The sequence below is a fragment of the Rhodococcus sp. NPDC076796 genome, assembly GCF_040702765.1.
Lineage (GTDB): Bacteria > Actinomycetota > Actinomycetes > Mycobacteriales > Mycobacteriaceae > Rhodococcoides.
This window is the reverse complement of sequence record NZ_JBFBMS010000005.1, coordinates 37,668-55,547: the sequence shown is the minus strand read 5'-3', so window position 1 is coordinate 55,547 and position 17,880 is coordinate 37,668. Positions and strand designations below refer to the sequence as shown.

The window sequence follows — 17,880 nt, the reverse complement described above, 5'->3', positions numbered from 1 at the left end:
CAGTACCGTCCTGGCGATAGGGAACCGGGGGTGCCACTCACGACCGAGTGTCACGCTCGGATGTATCGCCGGAATCCTTGCGGCCGACGATGTCGTCGCGCAGTTCCGCGAGCAGCCCCTTCTTGGGGTTGCCGCGACGCGATTCCCATACGTCGACCATCGCGAGCACCACCAGAACACAGCCGATCGGGCCGCCCTGGAACCAGAACACCTGCAGGTCCCAGAAGAACAGCGCCAGCACAGCGCCGACGACAATCATGACGATGCTGCGCGCATCTCTTGCAATCATCGTGCTTCCTCTCATCGATTCAGACCAGGTTCAATTCGATTGCCGCATTCGCGGCCAGTAGCGCGCCCACCACGAGCAACACCGTCGCCCACACGTCCCCACTCCAGCGATCCACGCGCCGGAGCAGAGTTGGCGTGATCGACGAAACACGTTCCTGCGCACACACTCTGGCGGCGAGCAGGACAAGGGCAGGCGAGAGCGTCACGAGCACGTACGCCGCGAGCAGCAGCGACGAGAACTCCCACCCCAGTCCGGCATCACCGACCACGTCGATCGCTGCGAAGTAGGGCAGCATCGTCGCCACCTCCACCGCGCCCACAGCGACGGCAAGCAGGACCACCCCGCGAACACTCCCCGGGGGCCGCGTCCACCACGCACTGCTCGGGACTCGCCGCCGACGGTCCCAGAGCAGGCCCATGATCAGAACCACAACACCCACCGCCAGCCGAACCCGGGCGTCGCCAGGAACAGCAACGCTCAGGCCATCGGTGGCCGCCCATACTGCGATGCCAACCCCGAGGTAGAGCAGACCCAACACGCCCAGATGCAGCAGAACGACACGCGCCCGGAACGACGGCCGAAGCATCATCCAGAGCGGAACCGCAAGAGTCCCGACGCCGATGCTGTCGACCAGCGCGAGCCCGGTCAGCTGAATTAACACAGCTGTACCGTAACAGGATTTCAATACAGTTGTGTGAAAAAGATTTCCTCGTGCTAGAACAGACCGATGCCGAAGATCGTCGACCACGATGCACGCCGGGCGGAGATCGTCGCCGCCGTGTGGCGCGTCATCGAACGAGCAGGAATGGACGGGGCGACGGTACGCAGCGTCGCCGCCGAAGCCGGCGTCTCCCCCGGATCACTGCGGTACTACTTCTCCGATCAGGGAGAACTCGTCCTCTTCGCGGCCGAGGCAATGACGCAACGCGTCGTACATCGGTTGGAGGCGCACCCAACCGACGGTGACGGCCTGGTTCGCGCGATCCGCGTCCTCGAGGAAATGCTGCCCCTCGACGAGGACCGCCGCGCCGAGGCGTCGGTCTGGCTCGAAGCGATCGTGAGAGCCAGATTCGACGAGCGACTCGCCGCCCTCAAGACGGCCGGGTGGTTCGGCAGCCGCTACCTGTGCCGGCTCGCGTGGGCGCACCTGCACGATCTCGATCGACCGAACTCCCCCGCCTTCACCTTCGACAGCAGTGCGGACGAACGTGCAGCGGCCGAACTGCATACCTTCATCGACGGACTGACGCTGCAGGCAGTGACGCATCCCGAGCAGCTCGCAGCCGACGAGGTACGTCGGTTGTTGCACACCTACCTCGAGCCGAGGCCCTGAGCCGACTCGACGGGGAATCTGCGGCCGTAGTACCACCCGATCACCGCGACGACAGAACCGGCGACGGCGATGGCCCCCAACACTGATCCAAAGCCCGACGCATCCACGACGCGACCGACGACCAAGGGAGCCACGAGAAATCCGATCCGAGAGACGAGCGAGACGATCGAGATGGCCGCTGCCGAGGACACACCGGGAAGCCGCCCGGCCAGGCTGAAGACGATGGGAAACAGCGGGCTCGCACCCAGGCCGGCAACCGCGAACGCACCGATGACCAGGACCGGTAGATCCGCGGCCAGAAGCGACAGACCCAAGATGACGAGGAACGCCGCCGCCACCAGTGACGCGCCTCCGGTCAGCACCGCCGACGGTCCGAACCGATCGACGATCCGGTCCCCGACCAACCGGCCGATCAGCATCGCGGCCGAAAACGCAACGAACGCCATACCGGCCGCACCCGGGCCCGCACCCTCTTCCGTCGTCATGTAGACAGCGCTCCACGATTGCGGGAAGTCCTCCATCAGCCCGGCAAGCAGCACCACGGCCCCGAGCAGGGCCAGTGCAGCCGTCGGCCGGACGAGAACGGGCCCCGGCGCTCGGTCTTCGTGATCGACGCGCGCCACCGATTCCGGACCCACCAGACCCCGGCCGACGGCAGCGAGAGCGAGCATCAGCACCACTGCGATCAGAGCGAAGTGCGCTACCACTGGCATCCGGATACCGGCCGCGGCCGCGCCGGTCACTCCCCCGACGACGGCACCGACACTCCATGCGGCATGAAAGCTGCTCAGCAGCGACTTCCCCGCGCGTTCCTCGACGAGGACGCCCTGCGCGTTCATCGAAATGTCCATCACTGCGTCTGCCCCGCCGAGCAGCACCAGCGCCGCCAACAGCGTCCACCACGACACAGCCACCGCAGGCAGCACGAACGCCGCGCACAGCGACAGACCCGAGGCGAGAATCGCCCACCGACTGCCGAACCGTCGGACCACGGCAGCTGCGACAGGCGCGGCAGCCAGCCCGCCGAGACCGATTCCGGTCAGCGCGAGGCCGAGGGTGGCAACGTCGATCGACAGCGACCGCTGGATCTCCGGAATGCGCGGAGCCCAGTTGGCGAACACCGCTCCATTGACGAAGAAGACGACGAGAACGGACAGCCGGGCGCTAGTCATATCGCTGCGAGCCTATCGTTCGCGAGCCGGCCGGATCCGTTACTCGAGGTAACGTCGATGGGATGCATGTGTCCGACCGCCTCACCGACCACGTTCCCCAGCGCTGGCTCGAGCCCCTCGTCAAGCACGCCGAGGCCCTCAAGTTCCTCATCGTCGGAGCGATCACCTTCGTTGTCACCGTCGTACTGTTCTTCGGTCTGAAGTGGACGATCCTGCAGGACAAGCCGGTGACAGCGAACGTTCTGGCCGTGCTGATCGCGACGATCGTGTCGTACATCCTCAACCGGGAATGGTCGTTCACTGCGCGCGGCGGACGACGACGTCACCACGAAGCAGCGCTGTTCTTCGCCGTTGCCGGAACCGGCCTGGCAATCAACCAGCTACCGCTGTGGGTGTCGAGTTACATGCTGGATCTGCGGTCGCCGAACGTGTCCTTCCTCACCGAGAACATCGCCGACTTCGTCAGCGGATCCATCATCGGCACGTTGCTGGCAACCGCATTCCGGTGGTGGGCGATGCGCAAGTTCGTCTTCCCGGAGCAGGTGGACGTTCTCCCCGATCCCGTTGCCCTGACCGTTTACGGTGGACGGCATGGCGACCACTAGGACCCTTGTGCTGATGCGGCACGGCAAATCCGGCTACCCCGACGGAGTACCGGATCACGAACGACCCCTGGCCGCACGCGGCCAACGCGAGGCGGCACTCGCCGGAGCCTGGATTGCCGAGCACGTCGGCAAGGTCGACGCAGTGCTGTGCTCGACGGCCCTGCGCACCCGCGAAACCCTGGCCGCTACCGGTCTTGGAGACGCTCCCACCCGCTTCGAGCGAGACATCTACGGCGGATCCGCCGACGAGATCATCGACGAGATCCGGCTCGCCGACACCTACTTCGACGACGTGACGGTATCGACCTTGCTGGTCGTCGGGCATGAGCCCGGAATCCCCTGGACCGCACTCGAACTGGCGGCAGACGACGACACCGACCTGGCCCGAGAGGTGCGACACCGCTTCCCCACCTCGGCAATCGCAGTGCTGACCACCGAGGCGTCCTGGGCAGAACTGGCCGCAGGCTCGGCCACCATCACCGAGTTCTGCATCCCCCGCGCCGAGCAGTGATCAGTGCTTGACGGTAGTCAGTGCTATCGGTAGTCAGCGGTTCTTGAGGTAGAGGTAGCCGGCTCCGCCTGTTGCGATCAGCAGAATCAACGCGGCGGGGAACCCGAGCAGCCACCACACCAACGCCAGCACCACCAACGCGGGTGCGGCGGCGATCAACGCGATGCCGGGATTCTCGCGAACCGTCTCCAATGCGGACTGTGCGTGCACTCTGTCGATCTTCTTGCCTGCCATCGTCGACTCCCGGGTTTCGTATGTCCTGTATGCGTACTTCCACAGTAGCGCGGTCAGCTACGACTTTCGGTGGAGCGCAGCGTCGTACCTTCGGCCGAACCACCAGGTACGACGCCTCCGCAGGGGTATCGCGCACGCATCGGCTGCGGTGAGATCAGGGCCATGAACAATCCGATTCTGCTCACGATCGCGATCTGCGAGGTCGGCTTCTGGGTTCTGGTGATCGGCGGCCTGTGCCTGCGCTACGTGGCACGCATGCGACGCGCCAGCACGATCACGCTCGCCCTGCTCCCGGTCCTCGACATCGTATTGATCGCGGCCGTGGCGCTAGATCTGCACCGGGGCGGAGACGTCGAATTCGCGCATCGCCTCGCCGGCATCTACCTCGGCTGGACCGTCGTGTTCGCGCACTCGACGGTGGCCTGGCTCGACGTGCGCTTCGCGCACCGATTCGCCGGCGGACCCGCACCGGTCAAGCCCCCGAAGACCGGTCCGCAGGCCTACCGCAACGAAATCCGAGGATTCGTGAAGTGGCTGGTCGCCGCCGCAATCGCGCTGGTGATCACCTACGCATTGGCCTTCACCGTGGCAGACTCGGAGCAGGCAGCAGCACTGAAGACCGTGATCCAGCCGCTCGGCGTCATCACGTTCTTCTGGTTCGTCACCGGACCGCTGTGGGTAGTGGGTACGAAGAACTCGAGCTCGAAAGATGCGGCAGGAGAACGGAGTCGACTCTGATGCTGGGCGATTCCCGGGTACTGGGTTTTCACCGCGTGCTGCGCACGTTTCGCCCGTCCTGGCGGCCACGCAATCCCGTGGTACTGCCGATCGAGATGCTCCTGGCAACGCTGGTCTACGCCGGATTCCAACTCTCGACGGGCATGGTCGGTGACACCGGAGACGAACTCGTCAGCAGCCCACCCCTGATCGCGGTGAGTGTCGTTGCCCTGCTGGCGATGACCGCGGTGACGTGCGTGCGCCGATCCTTTCCGGTCACGGCGTACTTGTCGGTGGTGGCCGTCAGCATCGCACTGATTCTCGTTCTGCCGGACCGGACTCTCGGATTCACCCCGCTGTACTGGTTCGCCATCGCCGCCTTGGCAATTCGGGTGACCGGGCCACGCCTGTTCGTCCCCATCGCCGTCGGGTTGATCCTCGAAATCGCTGTCAGCGTCGACACCGGCCCCGGTGGCACGATCGGCGTGGTCGTCGAGCAGATCGCGAACCTCGCCATCAACTACACGGTGCTCATCGCACTGGGCAAGTACATCGCACGCGGACGGGCCCAGGAACTCGAGAGCGAGGCTGCTCTCGGCCGAGCCGAAATCGAACACCGGCAACGGCTGAACGCGGCCCTGGACAACGAACGAAAGACCATGGCACGCGAACTGCACGACGTCGCGGCTCACCACCTGACCGGCATGCTCATCCAGGCCAAGGCATCGAGGACGCTCATCACCAGCAACCCCGAGCAGGCACGCGAACTACTCACCGGCGCAATCGGACACGGCCAGCGCACCCTCGACAGCCTGCGCCAGATCGTCGGAATCCTGCGCCCGAGCGACACGACCGACAGTAGCTTCGACACCGACACCAGCGTCAACACAGACACTGCTCCGCAGCCGATGATCTCCGATATCGCCGAACTGATCGAGCAGTCACGAATATCGTTCGGGCGCATCGAGATGAGCATTGTGGCAGACAGCAACGATACCGACAGCGCCGTGCAACTGACGTGCTACCGCATCGTTCAGGAGTCGTTGTCCAATGCCCGACGTCATGCGCCGAACTGCGATGTGCGCGTTGAGGTATCGAATCGATCCTCGGCCATCGAGGTGACCGTCACCAACACGATCACCTCGGGCAGCTCCGAACCGGACGAGCCCTCGGGTCAGGGATTCGGAATTCCGGGAATGCGGGAGCGGGCAGCACTGCTCGGCGGCACCCTCGATGCCGGATTGTCCGGCGACCGAGCGACGTGGACCGTACGCGCTCGACTGCCCATCGGCGGGAACATCTCTCGGTCACTGGAGGTTTCGGCATGATCACCGTACTCATCGCGGACGATCAACCGGTGGTTCGGCAGGGATTCGAGCTGTTCCTGGCCGGCCATCCCGACATCGAGGTCGTCGGGCACGCCAGCTCGGGAAAACATGCCGTGCACCAGGTGTCGGCATTGCGACCGGACGTCGTACTGATGGACATCAGGATGCCGAACGGCGACGGGCTGACCGCCACGCGCGAGATACTGGCGCAGTTCGACAGCGTTCGTGTCATCGTCGTCACCACGTTCGACCTCGACGAGTACGTGTTCGCAGCTCTCGACAGTGGAGCGTCCGGCTTCCTGCTCAAGGACACCGATCCCGACGAACTCGCCGATGCGGTGGTCACCGTCGCCGCCGGCGGAGCGGTCCTCTCCCCTCGACTGACCCCGCGTCTGATGACCGAGTTCGCCCGCCGGGGTGCCCCGAAGCTACCCACTTCCGTTGCCCCGCAACACGACCTGAGTCTGCGCGAAATGGAAGTGGTGCAACTGTTGGCGCAGGGCCTGGGCAACAACGAGATCGCCCGTTCACTGCAGGTCGAACAGAGCACGGTGAAAACTCACGTCGGCAACATCTGCCGCAAGCTCGACGTCACCACCCGAGTCCACGTGGTGATCTGGGCCTACCGCAACGGCGTTGCAACCTAGGTCTTTACAACTAGGGGTCTTTACAACTAGGCCGCTCTGCGCTGCTCCTCGTCCGAGGTCTTGCTGGTCAGCTCGGTTGCCGAAGCGGAGTGGTCGGTGTACTGGAAGTGCGGTCGCTTGTCGCCGATGTACGAGGTCATCCACGACACCACCGCGACGTAGCGGTTTCGGAAGCCGACCAGGTACATCAGGTGCACCGCGAGCCACATGAGCCAGGCGATCGGCCCCGACATGTCGACCTTGCCGAACAGCCGCGCCACAGCACTGAATCGGCCGACGATCGACATGCTGCCCTTGTCGGTGTATTTGAACGGCGTCCCGGCGTCGACCTTCCCGATGATCATCTTCGCAACGTGCCTGCCCTGCTGCATCGCCACCGGCGACTGACCGGGGAGCTTGTTCAACGACGTCACGTCGCCGATTGCGTAGATGTCCTTGGCCGAACCGACCGTCAGGTCGTCGTGCACGAGAAGCCTTCCGGCACGGTCTGTCTCGCACCCGGTGCGTTCGGCGACGGTCGACGCCAGATCACTGGCCTGCACTCCCGCCGACCAGATGACCGTCTTGGCCGGGTACGTCCGCGACGTCTTGGTGTCGACATCCTGCACCGTGACGACGTCGTCGGCGATGTCGGTGACCATGGCACCGGTGACGACGTCGACGCCCGACTTCTCGAGCTTCGCGCGGGCGTACGCGCTGAGCTTGCCGCCGAATGCGGGCAGAACTTCCTTGACTCCGTCGACGAGGGTGACCGTGACGTCGCTCGGGTCGATGTCCGGGAACGAGCCGGCGAAATAGCGGTGCGCGAGATCCCTGATCTGGCCGGCCAATTCGACACCCGTCGCGCCTGCACCGACGACGACGAAGCTCAGCAACTCCTTGCGAGCGGCCGGATCGGTTGTCAGGTGCGCAGTTTCGTAGCAGCTCAGGATTTGCTCACGCAGAGCGATCGCGTCGTCGACGGTCTTGAGTGCGAACGTGCGGTCCTTGAACTCGTCGCGGCCGAAGTACGCCTGCGTGGCACCCGTGGCGACGATGAGACGACCGAAGCCGATGGTGTGGTTCTGCCCGGCACCGACGTAGGTGACCTGGTGAGCGTCGGGATCGACATCGACGACGCGTCCGAGACGCACGTCGGCCGACTCGTACTGCGCGAGGATGCGTCTGATCGGAGGGGCGATCTCGCCCGTCGAGAGCATTCCGGTGGCGGCCTGATAGAGCAGCGGCTGAAAGAGGTGTTCGGTGGTGCTGGAGATCAGCGAGAACGTCACACCGGCCTTGCCCAGAGACTTGGCGGCGGCCAATGCTCCGAATCCCGATCCCACGATGACGACGTCGTACGTTTGCACAGCACTTTCCTTTTCGGCTCGAGTCTTTCCCTCTACGAAGAACTACCTCCATGAAACTCCGACCGCGAAGCTCTATCAACGCGGAAGTTGAAATAGCATCTATGAGCAGAACTCATGGTTGAATGGCGGCATGGAACTGCGGCAGCTGAAGTACTTCCTCGCAGTCGGGGAGGAACTGAACTTCTCTCGCGCTGCCGAACGCTGCTACGTCTCGCAATCGGCGATCAGCCTGCAGATCTCCAAGCTGGAACGAGAAATCGGTGAGCCCCTGTTCGAGCGGACCTCCCGGACCGTCCGATTGACCGTTGTCGGAGCACAATTGGTCTCCATCGCCCGGCACATGGTGGAGCTCGAGCAGTCCGCCCTGGCGCTGACGACCCGAAGGCGGAATCAACTGCGCCTGACCGGAAACATGACATTCGCAGCCAACGCCATCTCCGCCATCGTCGCGGTCCGCGAGCGCCATCCCGACGCCGAGATCGACTTCGTCCTGAAACGATTCGCAGAACAGATCGAAGCGGTGACGTCCGGCGACTGCCAGGTGGCGCTGATCCGCGGCAGCGTCGAACGCTCCGGTCTGCACGTGACCGAGCTGTGGACCGAGGACCTCGTCGTCGTCCTCCCCGAGGGCCATCCGCTGGCAGGCGAGAACAACCCGAGCCTGAGCCAACTCGCCGACTACCCCCTGCTACTACCCAAACGAAGCGAGCAAATCCTGCTGCACCGGGTGATCGAGCGCGAGATGAAACGCAGCGGACTGCCGCTGAGCTTCGGCCCACCCGTGGCGTCCGACCACACCGCCAGCGCCGAGCTCCTCAAGAATCCGCAATGCTGGTCCATCCTGTACGCCAGCACCGCCGACAGCACCCCCAAGACCGGCCTGGTCTTCTGCACCGAGGCCGACCGGAGGCTGCGGCTACCGGTATCGGCCGTCGTCGACGCGACCGTGCCCGCCACCGACATTCAACGCGATCTCGTGGCGGCACTGGCCGCGACGGCACCTGTCAAACCCACGGCACCGGTTCAGCCCGCCACTCCGGCGAGCTGAGCGAACGCGGCATCTGCGTCGAACAATTCGGCGCGATCGAACGTGGACGTCGAGGCCATGATCTCGTTCGCGCCGGTGCGCTCGACCACCTCTTCCAGCCGCGGACGGACCTGCCCGGCCGTGCCCAGGATGCTCGACGCCAACGACGCCTCGATTCGGTTCCGCGTCTGCGGCGTCCATTGCGATTCATCGATCGCCGACGCCGGTTCGAGAGCCGAAAACTCGCCCTCGCGTCTGGACCTGGCCATCGCCCATGCCTCCGGGACGGCGAGCCTGCGGGCATCGGCGGCGTCCGCTGCGATGGTCACGTCCAACGACACGATCACGTACGGTTCGGGATTCGCGGGCGTGGGCCGAAAGTGCTTGCGATAGAGCGCCAATGGATCGTCTTGCTGCAATACCGGACCACCGACAACGACCGGAAGACCAGCGCGGGCGGCCACCTCGAGACCGGCTCCGGTGGCGAGGACGAACACCGGCGGAGAAGACACAGCCGGCCGGGCCGTCACCGGGCCCGAACCATCCAGATACGAACGCAATTCGGCGATGTCGGCTTCGAACGTGTCGGTCCGCTCACTGCGCAATGCTGCCCGAACCGGTTCGGTGAAACCGAGGGAACGGCCGACACCCAGATCGATCCGGCCGGGAAAGAGGGACTCCAACATCAGGAATTGCTCGGCCACGACCAGCGGCTGATGATTGGGCAGCATCACCCCGCCGGATCCGACGCGAATGCGCGAGGTGCGCGACGCCACCGCCGCGGCGAGAACCGCAGGCGCGCCCGACGCGATCCCTGGAACGCCGTGATGCTCGGCCACCCAGAACCGATGCAGCCCAATCTTCTCCGCATGCACTGCCCGCTCGACGGTATGACGCAACGCCGACCCGTCGTCGAAACCGGTTCGCGTACGGGATCTGTCGAGGAGTGAAAGCAACACAGCTGGAACAACCGACGAGGCGTCGGGCATATTTCTCGAACTGTTCGTCCAACGCGGACCGAAGTCGTCCGCAATGGCCGTCAGTATTGCCTCATGAACCTCACCATGAAGATCGAACTCGTCACGCTGGCCGTCACCGATGTGGACCGCGCCAAGGACTTCTATACCTCGATCGGCTTCAACGCCGACCATGACGCCCGCCCCTGGGACGGCATTCGGTACGTCCAGCTCACTCCCCCGGGTTCGGCCTGCTCCATCGCGATCGGCGAGGGAATCACCGACGCCGAGCCGGGCAAGGGGGCCGGGATTCTGATGGTCGTGGACAACGTCCAGGAGGCCTACGAGCACCTCACGTCGGCGGGCCTGACCATCGATCCGCCCAAGGACGAGGGCTGGGGCACGTTCGTGTACTTCGCCGACCCCGACGGCAACAAGTGGTCGGTGCAGCAGTTGCCCGCATCGTCCTGACTCGCCGGATCTAGGACTGCCCGAAGGCCAGCCGAGCCAGGATGCCGCGGTGATCGGAACCGGGAATCGTCACGGCTTCGACCGATCGAACGGCCAGGTCTGCCACCAGAACATGGTCGATGGCGATCACCGGCGGGTACCAGGTATGCGCCGGGTACGTCCTGAGCATGCCCGCCCCGGTGGCCACCGCGGCATCGACGAACCGGCCGTCCTGCAGATCTCGGTACCGACGATGATCCTGCGTCGCGTTGAAGTCGCCCGCGACCACCACGGGACCGTCGTCGACGGGGATCTTGGCCAACAGCTGGCGCAGTAACCCCAGCTCACGTACCCACTCCGACGGCTCCCGCGGCCACGGCGGCACCGGATGGACCGCGAACACCAGCGGCCGGCCCGGCATCTCCACCCGCGCGGAGAGCAGTTCTGTCACGAAGCCGTCGTGCCTGCGCTGGTCGGCGAGCGGGAAGCGACTGTAGATTCCGCTGCCTTCGCCGCCGGGAGCTGCACTGACGTAGGCATGCGGCAACGAGCTGGACAGTCTCGGGCGCAGACGGGCGTCGGCCTCCGGCGTCAACTCCACCAGGGTGAGAACGTCGGGCCGATGCTGCTCGACCAGCGCTGCCAACGCGTCGAGGTCGGCCTGGCCCAGCCAGATGTTGGCGTGCAACACCGTCAGACTCGATGCCTCGGCCGTCGTCCGGGAGCGGTGCCTGAACAGAGGAATCTGCGTGGCCGCGGCACTCGTCAGTACAACTGCACCCGCCGCGAACCCCCACCAACCGAACGCCACGGCCGCGAGAGCAGTGCCGGGCACGGCGGCGAGCATGAGGACATGTGCCAAAGCACCGAAGACGAGCATCGCCTGCCCCCGGGCGTCGACGAGGTGCGCTGCGATGCCCAGTACCGCTGCGAAGAGCAGTAACAGCGCCACCGATCCCGAAACCATGAGCGGAGTGTGACAGGCAAACCTGAGGCCGAGCTGGGAGCCGTCCCTATATCCGACCGAAGTGTTCGCTTTCTTGCAGCAAACACGACACAATCGACAGCGCTGTCCGCACGCACTAGGGGGAAGTTTTCCGTGAATCGAAGGCAACTGCTGCGTTTGGCCGCTGCCGGAATGCTCGGCGCTGCCGCCGCTCCGGTCCTGAGCTCAGCTGGACTGCCGGGATCCGCCACAGCAGGCGCACTCCCCATCGGTGCCGAACGAATCCGATCACTGGTCCCCGAGCTGTTCGCCGATCCCCCGCGCCCACCGGACCACTCCCCCGTACTCGTCATCGGCTCCGGGTTCGGTGCCAGCGCCGCCGCCCTCCGGATGGCGCAGGCCGGCACCCAGGTCACCGTCCTCGAACGCGGACTGCGCTGGCCACGTGACCCGTGGCGCGAGATCTTCACCGCCGACATGACCGCCGACGGACGCGGACTGTGGCAACAGACCTCGTTCACCAACATCACCGGAATGCCCGTCGGACCGGTCGACCTGTTCGGCGGCGTACTCGACACCACCCGCTACGAAAACCTCTCGGTCTGGCGCGGCGCGGCCGTCGGCGGCGGCTCGATCGTGTACACCGGCGTCACCATCGCCCCCGACAAGAAGTTCTTCGACCTCTCCTTCGCCGGACGACTGAACTACGACGAGATGGCCGCCACCTGGTACCCGAAGGCCCGCTCGATGCTCCGGCCGTCGCCGATGCCCGAGGACGTCTACAACAGCCCGAACTTCGCACACTCGCGCACCTGGGACGACCACGCCCGGCGGGCAGGCTTCACCCCCCAGGCAGTGGACGGCAACTGGAACTGGAACGTCGTCCGCGACGAGATCGGCGGACGCTCCAGGCCGTCCGCAACCGTCGGTGCCAGCACCTTCGGCAACTCCAACGGCGCCAAGCACGACCTGACGCAGAACTACATCCCCCAGGCCGAGGCCACCGGCCGCGCGACGGTATGTCACAGCCACCGCGTCGCGGCGGTCGGTGCCGAATCCGGCGGCCGCTACCGCGTCGAGATCGAACGCCTGGATCCGTTCGGCAACGTCGTCGAGACACGCACGCTCACCTGCGACACGCTCGTCCTCGGAGCTGGATCCATCGGCACCACCGAACTGCTGATGCGCGCCCGCACCACCGGAGCGCTGTCGAACCTCAACGAATTCGTCGGCACCGGCTGGGGCACCAACGGCGACGCATCGATGACCCGCTCCCTCGGGCCGATGTCCGCCGGACCGCAGGGTGCGCCCTGCGCGTCACGCATCGTCGACGACTCGGGACTGCCACTGACCGTCGAGAACTGGTACGTGCCGGGCGTTCCGATGAACCTGGGTTTCATCGGCTCACTCGGTATGACCATCGACCCACTGCGCGGAAACTTCGGATTCGACTCCGCCAGAGACCGATTGACGCTGAACTGGCCCAAGGGTGGCAGCCGGGACACCGTCGAAGCCCTACGCTCCGTGCAGAATCGGATGGCCCAGGCCGGCGGCACCATCGTCGCGGCCGAGCCGTTCACCCGCGACGTCGACGACACCTTCACCGCCCACCCCCTCGGCGGCGCGGTACTGGGCGACGTCACCGACGATTACGGCCGGGTGAAGGGCCACCCCGGGCTCTACGTCGTCGACGGTGCGTTGATCCCCGGCAGCACCGGAGCCGCCAACCCGTCGCTGACCATCACTGCGCTCGCCGAACGCAACGTCGCGCAGATCATCGCCGACGGTCGCTGACCGTTCGAAAGTGGGTAGACCCGCGCGAAACGGGTAGCCCACAGGTATGCCCGTCAACGATCCGACCGAACGCACCATCGCCGACCGCGACGTCGAAAAGCGCTGGAGCGATCCCGGAGCCTTTCGCAAAGCGGCGGGATACTGCGCGGCCGTGGTGGCGGTGGCTGCGGCATTGACCGCAGTGTTCCTGGTCGTCGACCGCACGAACCCTGTGTTGGCCGCGTCGGTGCCTGCGGTGTGCTTCCTCGGCGGAATCGGAGCTCTGACGTTGGGGTACAAGTCCTACCGCGCCGGTGGCACGTGGCCGATCTGGCAGGGCGCGGCATGGTTCCTGTTCACCGTGATGCTGCTCGGTCTGGCGATGCCGATGTTCGCAATTCGTCAGTGACCGTCGCGAGTCACCCGAGCTGAATATCGGGGCGGCCTTCGGGGACGGTGACGGTCGCGGCTGTGCGCACCGCCTTGCCGGGCGTCGACACCGCATCGAGAACCCTTACTTCCGAATGCCATTCGGTGTTCGTCAGCGTGCTGCGGAGATAGCCGCGCCGAGCGTTGCCGTACTTGACGTGCGGTGAGGCTTCGGCGATGGCCGCACCGGCGGTGTCGACATCGGCACCGTCCTTGCCCGACGCGATCGAGGTGGTCGCGATCTCCACGCCTTGGATCGGCGACGTCTGATCCTGGTAGTCGCGGCGTAGTTCGGAGACGATCGTGCGATGGATGTCGCCGACGATCGACGCGACGTTCTTCGTGCCACGATCCCTGGCCCCGTCCAGAATTCGGTGCCGAGACGCCTCGTAGCCGCTCCACGGGTCCATCCCGACCTTGCGATCGCTGCCGAGCCCACGGGCCAAGTCCGAGATGACCGTCTGGTGCGCCAAGAAGTTCCACGTCGACGGTGATGCGAACCCGTCGAGTATCCATTTCTCCTGCGCCGCACCGGTGATCGTGCGCGACGGATCTGCCGTCTCGGCGTCCTGGGCATGCTCGCCGTCCCCGTGCGCCTGATCGCTGCGGTACTGCCGCGTGTCCAGTACCGAGAAGTCCACCAGATCGCCGAACGAGAACCGGCGATAGACCGTCATGTCCGGTCCGACGGGCTTCAGATTCGCGCGAACTGGAGTGTTCTCCCACCAGGCCTTGAACGCATCGGCTCTGCGCAACAAGAACTCTCGCGGATCGTCGTCATCGTCCTGACTGATCTGCGAGGCCCAGTTGTTGTCCACCTCGTGATCGTCGAACGTCGAGACGAACGGTGCCGACGCATGGGCCGCAGCGAGATTCTCGTCCGCCTTGTACAGCGCATATCGGTCTCGATAGTCGTTGAGCACCATGGTTTCTCGGGCAGCCGATTCGGTGCGCGGCTCGCCCTGCCTGGCACCTTCGTCCTTGATTGCGTACTCGTAGATGTAGTCGCCCAGAAAGAACACCACATCGAGATTCGACGCCGCCAAGTCCTGGTACGCGCCGAAGTAGCCGTCCTCCCACTTCTGGCACGATGCCCAGGCGAAATCGAGCTTGCTGAGCGGCTGGCTCAGTGCCGGTGCAGTTTTGGTTCGGCCGACCGTGCTGGCATGTGGTCCGACGAGGAACCGATAGAAGTACTCGCGAGCCGGCTCGAGCCCTCGGACGTCGACGTGAATCGACCAGCCGTCGAGCTCGGTCGCCAGCTCGATACCCTCGCGGGTGATGTTCGCGAATCGCTCGTCCGCCGAGATCTGCCACCGTACCGGCACCACTCCGGGCGTCATTCCGCCCAGCGGGGCAAAGGGATCGGTGGCGAGCCTGGTCCACAGCACGACCGAATCGGGCAGTGGGTCACCGGATGCCACGCCGAGACGGAACGGATAGTCGGGAGTCACCACGGACTGTGCGTGCGCCGTCGTTCCCGCGAGTCCCGGAGTGAACGCCAGCGCCCCCACCAGCGCACTCCAGGTCAGGAACTGTCGACGCGTGGCACCCGCCCGCAAGGAGATGTCCTGCCCGATCCGTATCTCGTTACCCCGACTCACCATCCTTCGAGGTTCTCGCGCCCGGGCGAACTACGTCCGTAATTGGGTCTACCGCGAAGTGAACACGACGTTTCGAATCGATTCAGGACCGAACTCGTCCGCGATGCCGACAACACTCGAGCGCATGACGAACACCGACCGCACAGGCTCCCAAATCGACCACCTCAACATCGGCGTCGCCGATGGTGCCAGCGCCGAGTTCTACAGTGCTGTCCTGGAACCGCTGGGGATCAGCGAAATCATGCGGGTACCGCACACCCCCGAGGCGAACCAGCTCGCGATGATCGCGTTCGGTTGGGCGCAGGTGAAGCCCTTCTTCTGGATAGTCGATGCCCCGGGATCGGCCATCGGTCCGCACACCCATCTCGCCTTCAGCGCTCCGGATCGCGCCACCGTCGATGCCTTCCATGCGGTGGCACTGTCGGCAGGAGCAGTCGAGCTCCGGCCGCCGGGACTGCAGCCGGAATACCACGCCACGTACTACGGATCATTCGTGCGCGACCTCAACGGCATCGACCTCGAGGCCGTCTGCCATCACTGACGATCGACAGCATCCGCGAAGGGGACCGGTCAGCTGCTGCCGAACATCGGAGGCAGGGTGGGGCGCTTCAGATCAGCCGCGCCCCCGGCCCCGCCTTGCCCAGCTCGTCGCCGGGATTGAGCAGGGTGCACTTGTTCAGCGAGAGGCAGCCACAGCCGATGCACCCGGTCAGTTCCTGTTGCATTCGCGCAATCGACTGCTTTCGATCCTCCAACCGCTGGTTCCATGCAGCCGAGATCTTGGCCCAGTCACGCTTGTTCGGGGTGCGACCCGACGGCAACGACGCGAAGACCTCGGCCACCTCCGCCAGTGGTATCCCGAACCGCACCGCCACCTGAATCAGCGAAATCCTCCTGATGGCGTGACGTGGAAACTTGCGCACGTTCCCGGCCGTCCGCTCGGCAGGAACGAGCCCGAGGGTCTCGTAGTACCGGACCGCCGACACTGCGGCACCGGTTCTGGCCGCAACCTCACCGATGGACAACAGCTCGTCGCTTTTGCGGATCATCCTGCCTCCCAACCGGTGAACGGATTTGACCTGAAGTGCACTCGAGATCCTAACCTTCGTCATCATGCACCCCTCCACCGAACCCACGACCGGAACCTGGCGACAGCTGCTCAGCACCCGCTACCTCGGCACCGCAACCGTCCTCGCGGGCGGCGTAGCGCTGTACGCCACCAACGTCTACCTCACCACCAGCCTGCTCCCCACTGCCATCGACCAGATCGGCGGCCAGCGCTACTACGCCTGGACGGCAACGGTTTTCCTCATTGCGTCCGTCATCTCCTCGATGCTGGTAAGCAACATCCTCGCCGCCCGCGGACCACGAGGCGCCTACCTGATCGGCCTGATGATCTTCGCTCTCGGAACCGTCGTGTGCGCGCTGAGCTCCACGATGGAACTGCTACTGGTGGGGCGAACGATCCAGGGTGCAGGAGGCGGCCTCCTGGCAGGACTCGGCTACGCCGTCATCAATGCAGCTCTGCCACAACACCTCTGGACTCGCGGCGCTGCACTGGTCTCGGCCATGTGGGGCGTCGGAACGTTCGCGGGCCCGGCCATCGGCGGCATCTTCGCTCAATTCGGAGCCTGGCGAATGGCGTTCGGCGTGCTCGTGGTCGCAGCTCTGGCCGTCGCCGCCCTGGTCCCCAAAGCACTCCCGGCCCGCACGAACGAGACCACCGAGACGAGCCCGGTGCCCACCCTGTCGCTGACCTTGCTCACCACGGCTGCACTGCTGGTCAGCGCGGCTGGAGTGATGTCCAACCTCGCGACCACCGCAGTGATGGTCCTGGCCGGCGTGCTGCTCCTGGTCGCCTTCGTGGCCGCAGACCGTCGCGCGCCCCACGGCGTGCTTCCGCCGTCTACCTTCAGCGCATCGTCCCTGAAGTGGGTGTACCTGACCATCGTCGTTCTCGCCGTCGCCTCGACGGTGGAGACGTTCATTCCGCTGTTCGGCCAACGACTGGCAGGCTTGGCACCGTTGGCCGCCGGATTCCTCGGAGCTGCGCTGGCATTGGGATGGACTCTCGGCGAGATACCGAGCGCATCGGCCACAGCACCACACGTCGTACGACGCATCGTCATCGGTGGACCGATCCTCGTTGCCGCCGGATTGTGCACCATGGCAGCACTTCTCACCGATCGGGCGGGTGCAGGTGCGATCGCGGTGTGGGTGGTGGGTCTGATCGTCGCGGGTGTCGGAATAGGCATCGCGTGGCCGCACCTGGCGGTCGGTGCCATGACCTCGGTTGCCGAACCCGGCGAAGGCGCACGAGCCTCCGCCGCCATCAACACCGTCCAACTGATCGCCAACGCCTTCGGCGCAGCCCTCGCGGGTGTGCTGGTGAACCTCGGGGAACCATCGACGCTGCGATCGGCTCAGTTGCTGCTGTTCACTTTCGCCGCGCTGGCATTGATCGGGGTGACAGCGGCGGCGCGATCGCAGCGGACGTAGGTCCGAGGTTG

General features: G+C 65.3%; 21 protein-coding genes. 12 read left to right on the top strand and 9 right to left on the bottom strand.

Translation table 11 applies throughout. The features are described from left to right. Nucleotides 1-37: 37 nt before the first annotated feature. Both AB0366_RS17270 and AB0366_RS17265 read right to left on the bottom strand, forming a co-directional pair. Nucleotides 38-289, bottom strand: a complete 252-nt coding sequence (locus AB0366_RS17270; RefSeq protein WP_366244985.1) for a hypothetical protein — start codon at nucleotides 287-289, stop codon at nucleotides 38-40. A gap of 19 nt (nucleotides 290-308) precedes the next feature. Beyond that, a complete protein-coding gene (locus tag AB0366_RS17265; RefSeq protein ID WP_366244984.1) occupies nucleotides 309-950 on the bottom strand; it encodes a GAP family protein in 642 nt (213 codons plus the stop codon). Between the two features lie 66 nt (nucleotides 951-1,016). On the opposite strand from AB0366_RS17265, the gene AB0366_RS17260 reads away from it, so the two are divergent. Beyond that, nucleotides 1,017-1,622 carry a TetR family transcriptional regulator C-terminal domain-containing protein gene (locus AB0366_RS17260; protein WP_366244983.1) on the top strand — a complete coding sequence of 202 codons (606 nt, stop codon included), beginning with the start codon at nucleotides 1,017-1,019 and terminating at the stop codon, nucleotides 1,620-1,622. On the opposite strand, the gene AB0366_RS17255 is transcribed toward AB0366_RS17260, so the two are convergent. Further along, nucleotides 1,601-2,794: an MFS transporter gene (locus AB0366_RS17255; protein WP_366244982.1), complete on the bottom strand. Its 1,194-nt coding sequence runs from the start codon at nucleotides 2,792-2,794 to the stop codon at nucleotides 1,601-1,603. The genes AB0366_RS17260 and AB0366_RS17255 overlap by 22 nt on opposite strands. Before the next feature lie 62 nt (nucleotides 2,795-2,856). Here AB0366_RS17255 and AB0366_RS17250 point away from each other — a divergent pair, with 62 nt between their 5' ends. Both AB0366_RS17250 and AB0366_RS17245 read left to right on the top strand, forming a co-directional pair. Further along, the gene (locus AB0366_RS17250; protein WP_121873393.1) at nucleotides 2,857-3,399 is read left to right on the top strand and encodes a GtrA family protein; all 543 of its coding nucleotides are present in this window, start codon (nucleotides 2,857-2,859) and stop codon (nucleotides 3,397-3,399) included. Next, nucleotides 3,386-3,910 carry a histidine phosphatase family protein gene (locus AB0366_RS17245; protein ID WP_366244981.1) on the top strand — a complete coding sequence of 175 codons (525 nt, stop codon included), beginning with the start codon at nucleotides 3,386-3,388 and terminating at the stop codon, nucleotides 3,908-3,910. Before AB0366_RS17250 ends, AB0366_RS17245 begins: the two co-directional genes overlap by 14 nt. Before the next feature lie 33 nt (nucleotides 3,911-3,943). Here AB0366_RS17245 and AB0366_RS17240 read toward each other — a convergent pair whose 3' ends face one another. Continuing rightward, nucleotides 3,944-4,144: a hypothetical protein gene (locus AB0366_RS17240; protein ID WP_366244980.1), complete on the bottom strand. Its 201-nt coding sequence runs from the start codon at nucleotides 4,142-4,144 to the stop codon at nucleotides 3,944-3,946. A 162-nt stretch (nucleotides 4,145-4,306) separates the two neighbouring features. Between AB0366_RS17240 and AB0366_RS17235 the strand changes: the two genes are divergently transcribed. Genes AB0366_RS17235 through AB0366_RS17225 form a run of 3 tightly spaced genes read left to right on the top strand, consistent with a single transcriptional unit; the run spans nucleotide 4,307 to nucleotide 6,836 of the window. After that, on the top strand, nucleotides 4,307-4,882 hold the full coding sequence (locus AB0366_RS17235) for a hypothetical protein (RefSeq protein ID WP_366244979.1): 576 nt from the start codon (nucleotides 4,307-4,309) through the stop codon (nucleotides 4,880-4,882). Further along, a complete protein-coding gene (locus AB0366_RS17230) occupies nucleotides 4,882-6,189 on the top strand; it encodes a histidine kinase (RefSeq protein ID WP_366244978.1) in 1,308 nt (435 codons plus the stop codon). The genes AB0366_RS17235 and AB0366_RS17230 overlap by 1 nt, the downstream gene beginning before the upstream one ends. Then, a complete protein-coding gene (locus AB0366_RS17225) occupies nucleotides 6,186-6,836 on the top strand; it encodes a response regulator transcription factor (protein ID WP_366244977.1) in 651 nt (216 codons plus the stop codon). The genes AB0366_RS17230 and AB0366_RS17225 overlap by 4 nt, the downstream gene beginning before the upstream one ends. Before the next feature lie 26 nt (nucleotides 6,837-6,862). Here AB0366_RS17225 and AB0366_RS17220 read toward each other — a convergent pair whose 3' ends face one another. Next, entirely contained in the window at nucleotides 6,863-8,185 is a 1,323-nt protein-coding gene (locus tag AB0366_RS17220; RefSeq protein WP_366244976.1) for an NAD(P)/FAD-dependent oxidoreductase, read from the bottom strand. Between the two features lie 130 nt (nucleotides 8,186-8,315). Between AB0366_RS17220 and AB0366_RS17215 the strand changes: the two genes are divergently transcribed. Further along, on the top strand, nucleotides 8,316-9,233 hold the full coding sequence (locus tag AB0366_RS17215; protein WP_366244975.1) for a LysR substrate-binding domain-containing protein: 918 nt from the start codon (nucleotides 8,316-8,318) through the stop codon (nucleotides 9,231-9,233). Here the strand turns inward: AB0366_RS17215 and AB0366_RS17210 are convergent. Continuing rightward, nucleotides 9,209-10,171, bottom strand: a complete 963-nt coding sequence (locus AB0366_RS17210; protein ID WP_366244974.1) for an MsnO8 family LLM class oxidoreductase — start codon at nucleotides 10,169-10,171, stop codon at nucleotides 9,209-9,211. The two genes, AB0366_RS17215 and AB0366_RS17210, sit on opposite strands and share 25 nt — an antisense overlap. A 93-nt stretch (nucleotides 10,172-10,264) precedes the next feature. Here AB0366_RS17210 and AB0366_RS17205 point away from each other — a divergent pair, with 93 nt between their 5' ends. Then, nucleotides 10,265-10,639, top strand: a complete 375-nt coding sequence (locus AB0366_RS17205) for a VOC family protein (protein ID WP_366244973.1) — start codon at nucleotides 10,265-10,267, stop codon at nucleotides 10,637-10,639. Nucleotides 10,640-10,649: 10 nt separating this feature from the next. On the opposite strand, the gene AB0366_RS17200 is transcribed toward AB0366_RS17205, so the two are convergent. Continuing rightward, nucleotides 10,650-11,585 carry an endonuclease/exonuclease/phosphatase family protein gene (locus tag AB0366_RS17200; RefSeq protein ID WP_366244972.1) on the bottom strand — a complete coding sequence of 312 codons (936 nt, stop codon included), beginning with the start codon at nucleotides 11,583-11,585 and terminating at the stop codon, nucleotides 10,650-10,652. Nucleotides 11,586-11,717: 132 nt separating this feature from the next. On the opposite strand from AB0366_RS17200, the gene AB0366_RS17195 reads away from it, so the two are divergent. Together AB0366_RS17195 and AB0366_RS17190 are read left to right on the top strand one after the other, a co-directional pair. Beyond that, nucleotides 11,718-13,358, top strand: coding sequence for a GMC oxidoreductase (locus AB0366_RS17195; protein WP_366244971.1), 1,641 nt, complete (start codon nucleotides 11,718-11,720; stop codon nucleotides 13,356-13,358). Nucleotides 13,359-13,404: 46 nt separating this feature from the next. Then, nucleotides 13,405-13,746, top strand: a complete 342-nt coding sequence (locus AB0366_RS17190; protein WP_121873402.1) for a hypothetical protein — start codon at nucleotides 13,405-13,407, stop codon at nucleotides 13,744-13,746. Between the two features lie 10 nt (nucleotides 13,747-13,756). Here AB0366_RS17190 and AB0366_RS17185 read toward each other — a convergent pair whose 3' ends face one another. After that, nucleotides 13,757-15,373 (bottom strand): alkaline phosphatase D family protein, encoded by a 1,617-nt coding sequence (locus AB0366_RS17185; protein WP_366244970.1) that lies wholly within the window; start codon nucleotides 15,371-15,373, stop codon nucleotides 13,757-13,759. Between the two features lie 121 nt (nucleotides 15,374-15,494). Here AB0366_RS17185 and AB0366_RS17180 point away from each other — a divergent pair, with 121 nt between their 5' ends. After that, the gene (locus AB0366_RS17180; protein WP_366244969.1) at nucleotides 15,495-15,911 is read left to right on the top strand and encodes a VOC family protein; all 417 of its coding nucleotides are present in this window, start codon (nucleotides 15,495-15,497) and stop codon (nucleotides 15,909-15,911) included. 67 nt (nucleotides 15,912-15,978) lie between these two features. Here AB0366_RS17180 and soxR read toward each other — a convergent pair whose 3' ends face one another. Beyond that, nucleotides 15,979-16,416, bottom strand: a complete 438-nt coding sequence (gene soxR, locus AB0366_RS17175) for a redox-sensitive transcriptional activator SoxR (RefSeq protein ID WP_366245184.1) — start codon at nucleotides 16,414-16,416, stop codon at nucleotides 15,979-15,981. Between the two features lie 67 nt (nucleotides 16,417-16,483). On the opposite strand from soxR, the gene AB0366_RS17170 reads away from it, so the two are divergent. Next, entirely contained in the window at nucleotides 16,484-17,869 is a 1,386-nt protein-coding gene (locus tag AB0366_RS17170; protein ID WP_366244968.1) for an MFS transporter, read from the top strand. Nucleotides 17,870-17,880 lie beyond the last annotated feature (11 nt).